This is a genomic window from Thalassobacterium sedimentorum, from assembly GCF_031127905.1.
Lineage (GTDB): Bacteria > Verrucomicrobiota > Verrucomicrobiia > Opitutales > Coraliomargaritaceae > Thalassobacterium > Thalassobacterium sedimentorum.
This window is the reverse complement of record NZ_JARXIC010000022.1, coordinates 1-14,100: the sequence shown is the minus strand read 5'-3', so window position 1 is coordinate 14,100 and position 14,100 is coordinate 1. Positions and strand designations below refer to the sequence as shown.

The following is a 14,100-nucleotide window of genomic DNA, read 5'->3' as shown; positions in this document are numbered from 1 at the left end:
ACTCTAAAGTATAGAATGATTCGATAGCCCGATACGCTAATATACTCACAGTCCTCCTCTCCCATTTTCGCCAATGAGCACACTCGACACATCCAAACTTCTTTATTGCGACTCCCGCTATCAGGCCAAGCGTCGCGTCTCACGTGTAATCAATGTTGGCGGCATTCAAATCGGCGGTAACCAGCCAATTCGAGTGCAATCGATGACAACGACCCACACCCAAGATGTGGATGCCACCGTTGCGCAGACACTGGCATTGGCAGAGGCTGGTTGCGAGATCGTCCGCATCACCGCCCCCAACAAGCAGGCAGCCGCAGCATTAGGAGAAATATCCAAGAAACTGCGGGCTGCCAAATGCAACGTACCCTTGGTTGCCGACATTCACTTTTTACCAGCAGCTGCGATGGAAGCTGCCAAGCATGTTGAAAAAGTGCGCATCAACCCAGGCAACTATGCCGATAAAAAGAAATTCGCCGTGCTCGAATACACGGACGCCGATTACCAGGAAGAACTGGAACGTCTACACGACTCTTTTAGCCCCATCGTGCTGCGATGCAAAGAACTCGGCCGCGCCATGCGCATCGGCACCAATCATGGCTCTCTGTCGGATCGTCTAATGAATCGCTACGGCGACTCGCCTCTTGGTATGGTGGAAAGCGCCCTCGAGTTTATTCGTATCGCCGAAAGCCATAACTACTACGACATCTGCCTATCGATGAAGGCAAGCAATCCTAAGGTGATGATCGAAGCTTATCGCCTCGCGGTGGCCCGCATGAATCAGGAAGGAATGAACTACCCACTTCACTTAGGTGTGACAGAGGCGGGGGATGGCGAAGATGCACGAGTCAAAAGCGCAATCGGCATCGGCACACTGCTAAATGACGGCCTTGGCGACACCATACGGGTATCACTCACTGAAGACCCAATCTATGAAGTGCCAGTGGCACGGGATTTGGCGAACAAAGCGATGGCTCTGTGGGAACAGCAAAGTAACTACGCACTGCCTGAATTAACTAAAGATCGTATCGATCCTTTCGACTTTCATAAACGCAGCACACGCCCGCTGACACTCAGTGAAAAATGCAGCTTGGGTGGCGAGTCAGTGCCTGCCGTAATAGTCAAAACACAGCATGCGATCCGCGAAGTTAGCAAAATCGTGCAAGACGTTTGCCACACGCAGACCACTCTCAAGGACAGCAAACTCGAATGCCTGCAAGTGGGGATAGAGGCGCCCGAGGATCTCCGACATTTCGCAGCCTTACACGAAGCAGTCCACAGCGTCGTGCAAGCTTTCGTGCTTGAGCTTTCAGACACAATCGATATCGAGCACTTACAGGACTTTCAATGGCCCCAAGGGCTGTCAGCAACCATCCTACTGCAAAAGATAAGTCGTGAAGATGCCTTCTATGCTGCCAACCTGCTCCAGTTCTGCCGTGAGCAAGGTTTGATATGCGCACTCGATACGTCGGCCGAAGCACTGCGTGAAGAAATTGCCGCCCAACTCAAACCAATGGGCAGTGAAGCTCTGATACTCACCAGCAGCGCTCCCACCACAGGTCTGCATCCACTCGGCAACTACCGCGCACTTGTCGAGGCAGCGGAAGGATGTGTGCCTGATGCTCCCATTTGGATTCGCAACACGCTCTTTAACACACTTGCAGCAAATGACTACTTCTCAGATCGCTTGTTAGAGAGCAGTATTCTCAGTGGAGCTCTACTCTGCGACGGCATCGGCGACCTCATCAGCATCGAGACGGAACCCCTACTCGAAAAAGGCACAACACTGGCTTATAACATATTACAAGGTGCCCGCGCTCGCATCAGCAAAACTGAATTTGTAGCCTGCCCGAGCTGTGGCCGTACTCTTTTCGATTTACAGAGTGTGACTCAAAAAATCCGCTCTCGAACAGATCACTTAAAAGGCGTAACGATTGCCATCATGGGTTGTATCGTCAACGGCCCCGGAGAAATGGCCGATGCAGACTTTGGCTACGTCGGCGGCGCTCCTGGTAAAATCAACCTCTACGTCAGTAAGGAATGTGTACAGTATAATGTCCCCGCTGCCGATGCCTTGGATCGCTTAATTGATTTGATCAAGGAGCATGGAAAATGGGTGGAGCCACCCGCCTGAGATGTTGCACACTGAGTCTGTAAATTAAAATACTCGATTAATTGACTTCAACACTTGCCAATTGAGTCAATATCGCCTCGCATTCTAAAATGCCCCTCACTGAGTTCATCCACTTAGGCATCACAATCACTCCCTCCGATACATCTAATGTAGCGACCAAGTGGGATGTAATCATATTGATCGGATCAATTCTACTCGCTTTAGGATTTTCTTTTCTATGTTCGATCGCCGAGGCCGTCCTGCTGAGCGTAACGCCATCATACATCGAAAGCTTACGCAATCAACAACCGCGGCGTGCCCAGCGTCTGCGAAAACTAAAACTCGAGAACGTCGACCGCTCCTTGGCTGCGATACTAACACTCAACACCATCGCACACACAGTCGGCGCCATTCTGTCTGGAGCCAAGGCTACGATCGTCTTCGGCAGTGCTTGGTTTGGCTTGTTCTCGGCGATCATGACTTTAATGATCCTCTTCTTGTCAGAGATTGTCCCCAAAACCCTGGGAGCCGTTTACTGGAAACAACTCGTCAGGCCCACTGCACTGTTTGTAGAAACGCTAATCTGGCTGCTCTACCCAATGGTTTGGCTTTCTGAACATCTGACTCAATGGGTCTCGGGAGGCAAAAAAGCTCATGTGTTCAGCCGCGATGAATTAATTTCCATGACACGTATTGGCGAAGCCTCTGGCAACATGCCCAAAAATGAATCCCGTATCTTAAAAAACCTCTTCCGCCTCAACACGCTGACCGCTCAAGACATCATGACACCACGCATGGTAATCGCATCAATGCCGGAAACAGAAACGCTCGCCAAGGCTCTTAGCACCGTAAGTGAACGTCCCTTCTCGCGTATCCCAATCTATCAAGAAGATAAAGACCACATTAGTGGTTTCGTACTTCGAGACGATGTATTGATGGCTAACGCACGCGGTCAAGGCGAGACGACTCTCGCCGAAATTCGGCGCGATGTCTTAAAGGTCCAGGATTCTATTCTACTAACAGAACTCTTTGATATTTTCCTAAACGAACGCGCCCACATTGCAATCGTACTCGACGAATACGGGGGCAGTAAAGGATTAGTCACCCTGGAAGACTTGGTTGAAACACTGATCGGTATGGAAATTATTGACGAAACCGATGATGTGATCGACATGCGTGCACTCGCGCGCAAGCGCTGGAAAAATCGCGCAAAAACGATGGGACTCAACACTGACGAATCTGAATCAGGGCTCTAGGAGCATATTACATGCGATTGACTGCAACAATCTCACCGATCAACCAATCCCCCCCGACTTTTTGCCAATAGATTCGATATTCGACAGCATCGCGCATACGATCATTGCCCTCGATAACAACCGTGCAATTCACACTTACCCGCGAGCTTGCTTCAAGGGCGCTATCACTCAACTCAACATCATGGCGCAACACTGATATCTTTACAGTATCCACCTTAGCCCATACTGCCAAAAAGGCACGCCCCATCTCATCCCTCCCCCGGGGCAAAGAACGCCCGGCCAGATACTCAACCCTGGCATCTTTAGTGAACACAGCAGTCAACTGGCGACTGCGGGCAATCGCCTCAAAACTGGAAACAGGTCCGTCTTTTTCAACTAACTCGACAAGTTCGCTGAAGTTTTTTCGGATCGTACGCACCTCCCAATCCACTTGGGTGTAGAAATAAATCGCGATGAAGAGGGCTGCAATCGCAACACCGGTGAAAATTTTCAGCTTAGAGCTCATCCTTCAGATTTCTCCCCCTCAAAAAAACAACACTCACGTTGATTCAGCCTGAGCAGCCTCCTCGCGAGCTGCCTTGGTCATACGAACGACATTACGTACGGGGTTCTTAGTTATAATATTCCCCCCAGCACTGCGACCGCGCACGGCAAGATCCTTGAAGAAAACTTCTTCTTCGGTCTTACGCAATCTTGGTGCTGGCTTCAAGTTGATCTTCACCGCGTCTGCCTCGCCCCCCTCTGTCGGATAGCAGGAAATATAAAGCACACGTGAGCCCGGCTTCCCCTTAGTCAAATCATACTCCTTATCACGTGTAACCCCTCCAGTGGTGAAATGCTTCGCCAGTACAGGCCCCGACTTCCCGTCACGGTACACCATACAATAAGTTAAGGCATTGGGTTCGCTACGATTAAAAATATCGATGTGTAGAATATTTTTCCCGAAGAAAGCCTTATCGCTGACCTTACTCACGATCAACTTCCCTTCTTGATTAATCGCAATAACATCATCCAAATTAGAGCATTTGCAGACAGCCTCGTCTTTCTTCATACTGATGCCTGCGAACCCCTCCTTTTTATCCACATAAAGCGTCTCGTTAGCGATTACGACATCCTGTGCCACCACCTTTTGAAAAGATGCGAGCTCAGTCTTACGCTCACGACCGGCACCGTATTTTTTCTTCAAATCAGTAAACCATTTGATCGCGTATTTCGTCAAATACTTAAGATTCTTTTGCGTGGTCTCAATATCTTCCTCCAACCCCTTGATCAACTCATTCGCACGGAAGGAATCGAATTTAGAAATACGCTTAATCTTAATCTCAAGCAAACGTAAGATATCATCTTGTGTAATCTCACGCTTAAACAGTTTTTTATAGGGTTCCAGACCGACATCCACAGTAGCGATCACAGCCTCCCAAGTTTCCTCTTCTTCGATGCGGCGGTAAATACGCTTCTCTATAAAAATCTTCTCCAACGAGCTGAAATGCCACTTCTCTTCAAGCTCTCCCAATTGAATCTCCAATTCGAGTTGAAGTAGATTACGAGTCTTTTCTGTAGCCAGGTACAATAGATCAGCCGCAGAAAAGAAATGCGGTTTCTCATTTTCGATCACACAGATATTAGTCGAAACCGAGAGCTCACAATCGGTAAAGGCATAAAGCGCTTGCTCCACAACAAAAGGATCTGAACCAGCTGGCAAATAGACTAAGATTTCAACAACATCGGCAGTGTTGTCCTCCACTCGCTGAATCTTAATTTTGCCTTTCTCGTTAGCCGAGATGATCGAATCAATGAGGCTAGTGGTGGTCTTACCAAAGGGCAGTTCGGTAATCGCGAGCAGATTCTTTTTACGCGCCTCAATGCGTGCCCGCACTTTCACTCGTCCGCCGCGCTTACCATTATTATACTCCGACACATCCGCAATACCACCAGTCGGAAAGTCAGGTGCCAGCTCAGGCGTCTCCTTGCGCAACAAAGCAATACAGCCATCGAGTAATTCGTTGAAATTATGCGGGAGAATTTTACAGGAAAGTCCCACCGCAATACCTTCAGCACCTTGCGCTAGCAGCAGTGGGAATTTCACGGGCAACGTATCAGGCTCTTTATTGCGTCCGTCATAGGAGGACAACCATTTCGTAGTCTTCGGATTAAACACCACATCAAGTGCAAATTTCGACAAGCGCGCTTCAATATAGCGAGCGGCCGCGGCAGAATCGCCCGTCAGCGTATTGCCCCAATTGCCCTGCATATCAATTAAAAGCTCTTTCTGCCCCAATTGCACCATGGCATCACCAATGGATGCATCGCCATGTGGGTGGTACTTCATTGTATTACCGATGACATTGGCCACTTTATTATAGCGCCCATCTTCCAGCTCACGCATAGAGTGTAAGATACGACGCTGAACAGGCTTCAACCCATCGTTTGCATGCGGCACCGCACGCTCTAAGATGACATAGCTGGCATAGTCGAGAAACCAGTCGCTAAACATGTCATCAACGTGTCCGGAATTCGCCTTGATTGCATACAGCTCTTCGTCAGTCATCGGCGCAGCTTCTATTTCTGCGGATGGCTGGTCGAATTCGAGTTCGAAGTCGTCGTTCTGTGGCGTCTTTTTACGAGGCATATTAGCAGAGTGAGATGTTTTCAGAAGCAGGGTTCAAGTAGATTTCTTGCAGTGGCACAATATGAAGGTGAATTTCCCCGCTCACTGCGTTCACAATTCGCTGGCACAAGGCTAAACAAGCCGAAAACCAGACTTTAAAGACATAGTATTTTTTCTTCTACGCTGTTTTTTTTCCTTACCATTAGTTCGTTGACTGCTAGCTTACTATGCATGTCCAACACAACAGCTAGCTATACCTCGCACAAAGCACTCCTAAAATGGGTCGAAAAGATGGTCGACCTGTGCGAGCCCGAGTCTGTCCATTGGTGCGACGGCTCACAAGAGGAAGCAGACGCCCTCTTTTCGATGATGGTCAAAAATAATTTGTGCATCAAACTCAACCAAGCGACACGTCCCAATAGCTATCTATTCCGCTCCGATCCCAGAGATGTGGCACGTGTCGAATCCAAAACATATATTTGTTCCCAAAACAAAGACGGGGCTGGCCCCACCAATAACTGGGAAGATCCGCGTGAAATGCGACGTAAACTCAAGCGTCTATTTAAAGGCTGCATGCATGGACGCACTCTTTATGTAATCCCATTTAGCATGGGCCCTGTCGGCGGCCCGATCTCTAAAATCGGCGTCGAAATTACCGACTCCCCCTATGTTGTTGTCAATATGCGTATTATGACACGCATCGGCACCCCCGTACTCGATGTGCTTGGCACAGACGGCTTCTTTGTGCCTTGCCTGCACTCGGTGGGCTGCCCCCTTGAAGAAGGACAGCAGGACATCCCATGGCCCTGTAATCCAGAAGACACCCACATTGTCCACTTTCCAGAAGAGCGAACCATCGTCTCCTATGGATCTGGCTATGGTGGCAATGCCTTACTCGGTAAAAAATGCCTGGCACTGCGTATCGCATCGACTCTGGCACGAGACGAAGGTTGGATGGCTGAGCACATGCTCATCCTAGGCGTCGAAGAGCCCGATGGCACTAAAACCTATGTCACCGCCGCCTTCCCCAGCGCCTGTGGTAAAACGAATTTTGCCATGGTCATCCCGCCCAAGGAAATGGAGGGCTATAAAGTCACCTGTGTCGGCGACGACATCGCTTGGATTAAGCCCGGGCCCGACGGTTGCCTCTATGCAATCAACCCCGAGGCTGGTTTCTTTGGCGTCGCCCCCGGCACTTCTTTCGACACAAATCCGAGCGCGATGTCTTCCTGTGCAAAAGATACAATCTTTACCAATGTCGCCCTCACCGACGACGGCGATGTCTGGTGGGAGGGGATGACCAAGGAAACGCCTGTACATTTAATTGATTGGAAAGGCAACGATTGGACCCCAGAAAGTGAAACACCCGCGGCGCACCCCAACAGCCGCTTTACTGCGCCTGCCGCGAACTGCCCAGTCATCGATCCCGATTGGGAAAAGCCCGAAGGCGTTCGCGTGCATGCCATGGTATTTGGAGGGCGCCGCATGAGCGATGTGCCGCTCGTCACTCAGGCTTTTAACTGGGGACATGGCGTCTATCTCGGAGCCACCACTGGCTCAGAAATGACTGCTGCCGCCGAAGGCACCTTGGGCAAGGTTCGACGCGACCCAATGGCGATGCTCCCTTTCTGCGGTTACCACATGGGCGATTACTTCCGCCACTGGATCAAGATGCAGCGCAACCTAGCTGAGACTCCACGCATCTTTAACGTCAACTGGTTTCGAAAAGACAACGAAGGTAAATTCCTCTGGCCTGGCTTTAGCGACAACATGCGCCCACTGCGCTGGATCGTTGAACGCGCCACAGGCCGTGCCGGCGCCAAAGAAACCCCCATCGGTTGGATGCCGCGCTATAGCGACATCGACTGGCGTGGACTCGACATGAGCGAAGAAGAGTTTGAACAACTCATGCATATCGACCGCGAGCGCTTACGTATGCAAACTCTGACTCATGAAGAACTCTTTCTAAAATTACATGAGCACTTACCCAAGGAAATGATCTTTCAACGCGAAATGCTCATTTCACGCTTATAACTCGTCAGGACATTAATTAAAGTTGGAAAAACTCTGCCTATTCGTTGAGTCTACGCCTCTCCATGCCTCGCATCTATCTATCTCCACCTGATATAAGCCCAAACGACCACGCAAGTGTAGATGCGGTGTTGACGTCCAACTGGGTCGCTCCAGTTGGACCAGCCCTGGATGCTTTTGAAACCGCCGTCGCTAAACGCGTCAACCGTACCCACGCCGTCGCACTTAATTCCGGTACAGCAGCCCTGCACTTGGCGCTCCAGATCCTTGGCATCTCCGCTGGAGATGCCGTCGTTTGCCCCACCCTAACCTTTGCTGCCAGTGCCAATCCGATCTGCTACCTAGGCGCGGAGCCAGTCTTCGTCGATAGTGAAGCACACACTTGGAACATGGATCCGGACTTACTCGAGGAAGCACTGCAGTGCCGTCAAGACATCAAAGCAGTCATTGTCGTTCACTTATATGGCCAATGTGCCGAAATGCATCGTATTCTCGAAATCTGCAGCCGATTTGAAGTGCCGCTAATCGAAGATGCCGCCGAAGCCCTGGGAGCACACTACCGCGGACGCCCTGCGGGTTCCATGGGCGCATTCTCATTCTTCTCATTCAACGGTAACAAAATCATTACAACCTCTGGTGGCGGCATGCTCCTAGCCGACGACAATGCTGCAATCCAACACGCGCGTTACCTAGCCACTCAAGCCCGCGAACCAGTCGCACATTACGAACACAAGTCTATCGGCTTTAACTACCGGATGAGTAATGTGCTCGCTGGCCTCGGCAACAGCCAACTTGCCGATCTGGATCGTCGTATTCAGACTCGCCGCGCTCATTTCAATGCCTATCAGCAGGCCCTGGCCTCTTTACCAGGACTAGAGTTTATGCCGATTGTAGAACCTGAGGCACCAAATTATTGGCTCACCTGCCTGACCATTGACCCTGAAACCAGCGGCTGTTCCCGTGATCAACTACTATCCGCTTTAAGCGCAGCCGACATCGAAGCACGGCCCCTATGGAAACCACTGCACCAACAGCCCATCTTCAAAGATACGACCTGTTATGGCGGCGCATTCGCCACCCGACTTTTTGAACGTGGACTCTGCCTGCCCAGCGGGTCCAGCATGAGTCTCAGCGAACGACAGTTTATCATCGACACGATCCACTCCGCATGGGCTAAAAGCGCTCACAAATAATGAGTAGCAATTTAATAGTTCGATACTTGAACCTAAGAACGCTCGCACTGTTCTTGTTATACGCCGCCATTTCATTTGCAAGTTACTGGACCGCCTACGAACTTCGCTTCGATTTTCATGTTTCGGATCACCACGCCCTGGATCGCATCAACACCGTTAGCTGGGTGCTATGTCTACAATTGATGCTGCTGCTGGCGACCGGGCAATTTGACTCGATACTGTCTTACTTCCGCTTACCCGATGTATTCCGGCTCTTCGGCGGCCTCTTCTTCAATGCCCTGATTCTACTCTCGATGTGGTATCTATATCAGGGCAACAACGTCCCACCACGCTCTGTCATACTTGTCTATGTCTTAATCAGTTTCCTACTGATTGCCTCCTTCCGAGTGCTGATGCGAATCAAATCCAGTCGCGGACTAGAAGATTGGCTCAGCATGGATACGGCTGAAAATGTCATCATCATTGGTGCCGGTGAGGTCGGTGCCGGACTCTGCTCAGACCTAATGAACAAAACACGTCTCGGCATGCGCCCCGTAGCCTTTCTTGATGATGATCCAAAGAAAATCGGCCGCTATGTACACGGTATTCTAGTAGCCAACGAAGTCGAAGAACTCAGTGCCGTCGCAAAGCGCTATAGTGCCAGCAAAGCCGTCATCGCATTCCCCTCGGCCTCTGTCAAACGCATGCGCCAAGTTGCGGATCTAGCCCGCCATGCAGGCCTTGCCGTAGATACAGTCCCCGCCCTCACCGACCTAGTGAGTGGACGAGCCGAGCTATCACAACTACGCCCAATACAACTCGAGGATCTTCTCGGCCGCGAAACAGTCGACCTCAACTCTGAAGACATCCGTAACATGCTCACAAACAAACGCGTGTTGATCACCGGAGCGGGTGGTAGTATTGGTAGCGAACTGGTTGCACAAATTTTAGACTATGTACCTGCTGAACTACTCTGTATCGATCAAACCGAAATCGCGATCTTCAATCTACAGCAGAATGTTCTCAAGCCCCTGCCAAATAACACAATCAAAGTAACGACACGGGTGCTCGACATTTTAAACGAACCGCAACTTCAGAATCTTTTTATTCAACATCGCCCCCAGGTCATTTTCCACGCAGCCGCGCACAAGCATGTCAATTTAATGGAAGACCAACCCGTCGAAGCATTACGTAACAACTTCATAGCCACCAAACAATTAGCCAAAATTGCCAGCACCCACTCCGCAGAACGCTTTATACTAATATCTACCGACAAAGCAATCAATCCCACCAGCGTAATGGGCGCAACCAAACGTCTGGCAGAACTCGCACTGGCCTCACAACAACGCGCAGCAGATAATCAAACAAAATTCATGGCCGTGCGATTTGGCAACGTACTTGGCTCCTCCGGCAGTGTCATCCCCATCTTTCGCAAGCAAATCGCAGCAGGCGGCCCCATCACTGTCACGCATCCGGAAGTGACCCGCTTCTTCATGACAGTTAAAGAAGCCGTCGGTTTAGTGCTACAATCTGCCACCCTAGGAGTCGGTGGCGAAATCTTTGTGCTAGACATGGGACAATCAGTAAAAATTCTAGATGTCGCGCGTCAAATGATCGCACTCAGTGGATTACGTGAGAAAATTGACATCGATATTGAGTTCATCGGCCTACAACCCGGAGAGAAACTATTCGAAGAAGTACAGCACCTCAGCGAAGAGCTGCTAGCCACCTCACATCCACGCGTCATGCGCTTCGTGGCCCCCCAAAATACTACATTTGATATTAATCAGCTAGTACAAGAACTAGAGGCCGTCATGCAAAGCTATGATGCCAAGCAAATCAAACTAACCATAAAAAAGCACGTACCGGAATACACCCCCGCAAATTAATCACTGCGACACCGATTCTCGAATATAGCGACTACGCCCCTGACGGCAGGCTGGAAACTTCGAATACACTCGCTTCAATTGTGCTTCCAGACATGGTAAATCAAAAGCCTGATCACTAAACGCTACAATCCGATTCTCGTATCCATCAATACGATACATAATTGTCTCTGAGTAGCGTTGCTTCAATGTCAGCGATTTAAACATTGGCAAATGCTGAACCTTCTCAGGCTCAATCATGTTAAAAATCAACATCCCTCCCGGTTGCAATAAATCGCAAAGAGCTTCACACCACTCGACATCCATCGGCACACAGCGAACTGGAATCCCATCTTCCTCCGCATAAAGATCGTCAATGATCACATCGAAGCTGGCTTCGCCGCCCCCGTCATGCACCCATTCCACTGCATCACCGGCAATCAACTCACAGCCCTCAGAACATTCAAAAAAACCATCCGCGATCGAGAGGTGAATCGGGTCGAGTTCAACACCCACAATACGCCGCGGAGCCACTAACTCACGAATTTGCCGCCCCACTGCACCTGCCCCAAAACCAAGCACCAATACATCCTGAAGACTCCCCACCGGACGATGCAGCGTCGGCAACGCAATCAAATCCCAAATAGAGCCGGAAAGCGGACGCTTCGGATTCCACTGCGAATGATTCACTCCATTACGATAGAGACGAATCGAGGCTCCCGCAGTACGTACTTCATAGTGATTCGAATCAATCGTTTGTTGCCAAATAACTGCCATATTAATCCTAGCGAAACTTCAGTTAACGAATTCTAAGACGATTAACGCTTCAACTTACGTTCCACCATCGCATGCGCCTCCTCTGGCACCCAGTCACGCCAAGTCGCATCATTCAATTCAATCTTTTTCATTATTTTGCGACCAGTGTTCGCCAATAGACTAGGATCACCGACTCCGATTGGAACGATACGATCGTTTTGCATCAGATGCCGGTAAAAATACTGCCAGTTCTTAGGCGCTTTAAAATTCTCCGCCGTGACCAACTCCATACTATGTGTATTGTGCCAGGGGTACACAAAAAGTTGCACTCGATTTTTAAACAGGCGGCCAAAAGACTCCAGCACTCCACCTGCGAGATTTGCCGACCATTTTTCCTTAAAGAGCTCATTCAATAGACCAATGCTCAAAATAATCGCAATCGGCTCCGCAGTGTAGCGACTCAAATACGTTGCGATCCTGTGAAACTCTGCACTACGACTGATCAATACAGTCTTCCCCAGTGCCTGTAATGCATCCGCACGATCAATAAAATCCTCATGGTCCACCGAACCACCATCGCGCAACAGATTATTCATACTGATTTCGCAAATCTCCAAAGCACGCGATTTCTCCTCCTCGCTCATCACCGTCGAAAACGCCTTACGCGACTGCGTAATCATGTCTAAGTGCAACTTAAGTACCGGACTGAAACTACCACGCAGCAATAAAATCGGTCGCTTATAAAGCGCGTCCGCAGCCTGCAAAATTTCGCCCTTCTCATTAAACATCGCCGCATCGGTCAAACCACTCTGCACCAACTGCAGGGCACACAGACGATTATCCACATAGCGAAAGCCCTCTCCCGAGAAGCGCAACATGTCGACCTCGACACTATCCTTCGACACACCATCCGCCAGCGACTCCACAAACTCGCTCAAGCTATCCCGATGATAAAACGCCGCGTGCACCAGATTCACGCCCACCTTCCCCAACGCGTCCATTTGATCCGAATTCGTTTCATCCAGCAATCGGACGTGAATCACAATCTCACAAGGCTCCGTCTCCGGCTTCAGTTGAAAGCGCACTCCCAACCAACCATGACACTCTCCCTTATCCTGATAGCCACGCGCTCGCACAGTATTACAGAAAGAGAAAAAGGTAGTATCTTTCCCACGCTCAGGCCCCAGCCGTTTTTCCAGCAGATCATACTCATAAGTAAGCATAGAGTGTAGACGCGACTGAGAAACGTAACGAGAAGCCTTCCCGTAAAGGGCATCGCTCATCGTCATATCATACGCCGATATTGTTTTAGCCACCGTGCCCGCGCTACCGGAGACACGAAAAAACCAATTTGCCGTTTCCTGCCCCGCACCGATTTCGGCGAAAACCCCATATCGCTGCAAATCCAGATTAATTGCCAATGCTTTTTCGTAAGTGCTCAACTGCTTTCTATCCACCATAGAACGCATTCAGTAAAAGCCCAGCGAAGCGATGGCAAACCGTAACTCAGAGGATTAAAAAAAATACTTCAATAAAAGATAAGAAAACTCTTTACAAGCACCGAGCTTCGACATTTAGTCCCGCCTTTCCTTCGTGGTTCAACTGCTCCGAAACACGAATTTAACATTTTATTGCAGGGTGGAGCAGCCCGGTAGCTCGTCAGGCTCATAACCTGAAGGTCCTAGGTTCAAATCCTAGCCCTGCACCCAATTTAAAAGCCTCTCAGTTCACTCTGAGGGGCTTTTTTATGCGGGTTGACGGCCTTTGGGGAAATTTCATTCCGCCATCCCACAACTGTGAAACATTCTGAAACAAGGTGAAATTTGTCGGACTCAAGCCCAAGTTTTGACCCATGTTTTTTCACCCTAAATAGCCCTGCGCCTGTAGTTACAGCATCGCATTGCTTTCAGTGCCGCCTCCAACTGCGGCTGCTGCAAAGAGAGAAGTTCATCCTGAAGCGATTCCAAGACTCGGCCCCGGCATGAAAATTAAATCTAAGGGCTCGGAAAGAAATAAATATGGCAAGATGACGCCGGAATTTTGTTTGCAGGCAAGGCGCGACGATAGAGCAGATCGAGATCTGTGGCAGAGGAGCAACGCTGCCGGCGGGCAAAAGAACCAGTCAGTTGTTACAGTTATTTCGTGACGGGCCCTAAAACTCGTTTCTCCTCAGAAACGACGCCCATTTATTCCAATCCTGAACGAACCTCATCCATTCCGGACCTGTTCGACACCCGAATGTCGGTATTACCGCTGCCGACCTCCAGGAAGTGCCCCTGCCCCGAGACATTGATGTGATAAT

The 14,100-nt window shown here is 49.9% G+C and carries 9 protein-coding genes and 1 tRNA gene; 6 read left to right on the top strand and 4 right to left on the bottom strand.

Annotated elements, in window-relative coordinates:
- Window positions 1-73: 73 nt before the first annotated feature.
- Complete coding sequence (ispG, locus tag QEH59_RS12820; RefSeq protein WP_308985776.1) at window positions 74-2,131, top strand: (E)-4-hydroxy-3-methylbut-2-enyl-diphosphate synthase; 2,058 nt, start codon at window positions 74-76, stop codon at window positions 2,129-2,131.
- Between the two features lie 89 nt (window positions 2,132-2,220).
- Window positions 2,221-3,366, top strand: a complete 1,146-nt coding sequence (locus tag QEH59_RS12815) for a hemolysin family protein (RefSeq protein WP_308985775.1) — start codon at window positions 2,221-2,223, stop codon at window positions 3,364-3,366.
- A 7-nt stretch (window positions 3,367-3,373) separates the two neighbouring features.
- Here QEH59_RS12815 and QEH59_RS12810 read toward each other — a convergent pair whose 3' ends face one another.
- Both QEH59_RS12810 and QEH59_RS12805 read right to left on the bottom strand, forming a co-directional pair.
- A complete protein-coding gene (locus QEH59_RS12810; protein ID WP_308985774.1) occupies window positions 3,374-3,871 on the bottom strand; it encodes a hypothetical protein in 498 nt (165 codons plus the stop codon).
- Between the two features lie 33 nt (window positions 3,872-3,904).
- Window positions 3,905-5,914, bottom strand: coding sequence for a DNA gyrase/topoisomerase IV subunit A (locus tag QEH59_RS12805; protein WP_425609245.1), 2,010 nt, complete (start codon window positions 5,912-5,914; stop codon window positions 3,905-3,907).
- 291 nt (window positions 5,915-6,205) lie between these two features.
- Between QEH59_RS12805 and QEH59_RS12800 the strand changes: the two genes are divergently transcribed.
- The 3 genes from QEH59_RS12800 (at window position 6,206) to QEH59_RS12790 (ending at window position 11,066) form a co-directional block, all read left to right on the top strand.
- Window positions 6,206-8,008: a phosphoenolpyruvate carboxykinase (GTP) gene (locus QEH59_RS12800; protein WP_308985772.1), complete on the top strand. Its 1,803-nt coding sequence runs from the start codon at window positions 6,206-6,208 to the stop codon at window positions 8,006-8,008.
- Window positions 8,009-8,070: 62 nt separating this feature from the next.
- Window positions 8,071-9,198 (top strand): DegT/DnrJ/EryC1/StrS family aminotransferase, encoded by a 1,128-nt coding sequence (locus QEH59_RS12795; RefSeq protein WP_308985771.1) that lies wholly within the window; start codon window positions 8,071-8,073, stop codon window positions 9,196-9,198.
- A complete protein-coding gene (locus tag QEH59_RS12790) occupies window positions 9,198-11,066 on the top strand; it encodes a polysaccharide biosynthesis protein (RefSeq protein ID WP_308985770.1) in 1,869 nt (622 codons plus the stop codon). Before QEH59_RS12795 ends, QEH59_RS12790 begins: the two co-directional genes overlap by 1 nt.
- On the opposite strand, the gene QEH59_RS12785 is transcribed toward QEH59_RS12790, so the two are convergent.
- Together QEH59_RS12785 and QEH59_RS12780 are read right to left on the bottom strand one after the other, a co-directional pair.
- Complete coding sequence (locus QEH59_RS12785) at window positions 11,067-11,819, bottom strand: polyamine aminopropyltransferase (protein ID WP_308985769.1); 753 nt, start codon at window positions 11,817-11,819, stop codon at window positions 11,067-11,069.
- Between the two features lie 41 nt (window positions 11,820-11,860).
- Complete coding sequence (locus QEH59_RS12780) at window positions 11,861-13,258, bottom strand: TonB-dependent receptor (protein WP_308985768.1); 1,398 nt, start codon at window positions 13,256-13,258, stop codon at window positions 11,861-11,863.
- 172 nt (window positions 13,259-13,430) lie between these two features.
- On the opposite strand from QEH59_RS12780, the gene QEH59_RS12775 reads away from it, so the two are divergent.
- Window positions 13,431-13,507, top strand: a tRNA-Met gene (locus tag QEH59_RS12775).
- Window positions 13,508-14,100 lie beyond the last annotated feature (593 nt).

Excerpts from the sequence above, each read along its gene's own strand:
- ispG (WP_308985776.1), top strand. The coding sequence starts at position 74 with ATGAGCACACTCGACACATCCAAACTTCTTTATTGCGACTCCCGCTAT.
- QEH59_RS12815 (WP_308985775.1), top strand. The coding sequence starts at position 2,221 with ATGCCCCTCACTGAGTTCATCCACTTAGGCATCACAATCACTCCCTCC.
- QEH59_RS12810 (WP_308985774.1), bottom strand. The coding sequence starts at position 3,871 with ATGAGCTCTAAGCTGAAAATTTTCACCGGTGTTGCGATTGCAGCCCTC.
- QEH59_RS12805 (WP_425609245.1), bottom strand. The coding sequence starts at position 5,914 with ATGACTGACGAAGAGCTGTATGCAATCAAGGCGAATTCCGGACACGTT.
- QEH59_RS12800 (WP_308985772.1), top strand. The coding sequence starts at position 6,206 with ATGTCCAACACAACAGCTAGCTATACCTCGCACAAAGCACTCCTAAAA.
- QEH59_RS12795 (WP_308985771.1), top strand. The coding sequence starts at position 8,071 with ATGCCTCGCATCTATCTATCTCCACCTGATATAAGCCCAAACGACCAC.
- QEH59_RS12790 (WP_308985770.1), top strand. The coding sequence starts at position 9,198 with ATGAGTAGCAATTTAATAGTTCGATACTTGAACCTAAGAACGCTCGCA.
- QEH59_RS12785 (WP_308985769.1), bottom strand. The coding sequence starts at position 11,819 with ATGGCAGTTATTTGGCAACAAACGATTGATTCGAATCACTATGAAGTA.
- QEH59_RS12780 (WP_308985768.1), bottom strand. The coding sequence starts at position 13,258 with ATGGTGGATAGAAAGCAGTTGAGCACTTACGAAAAAGCATTGGCAATT.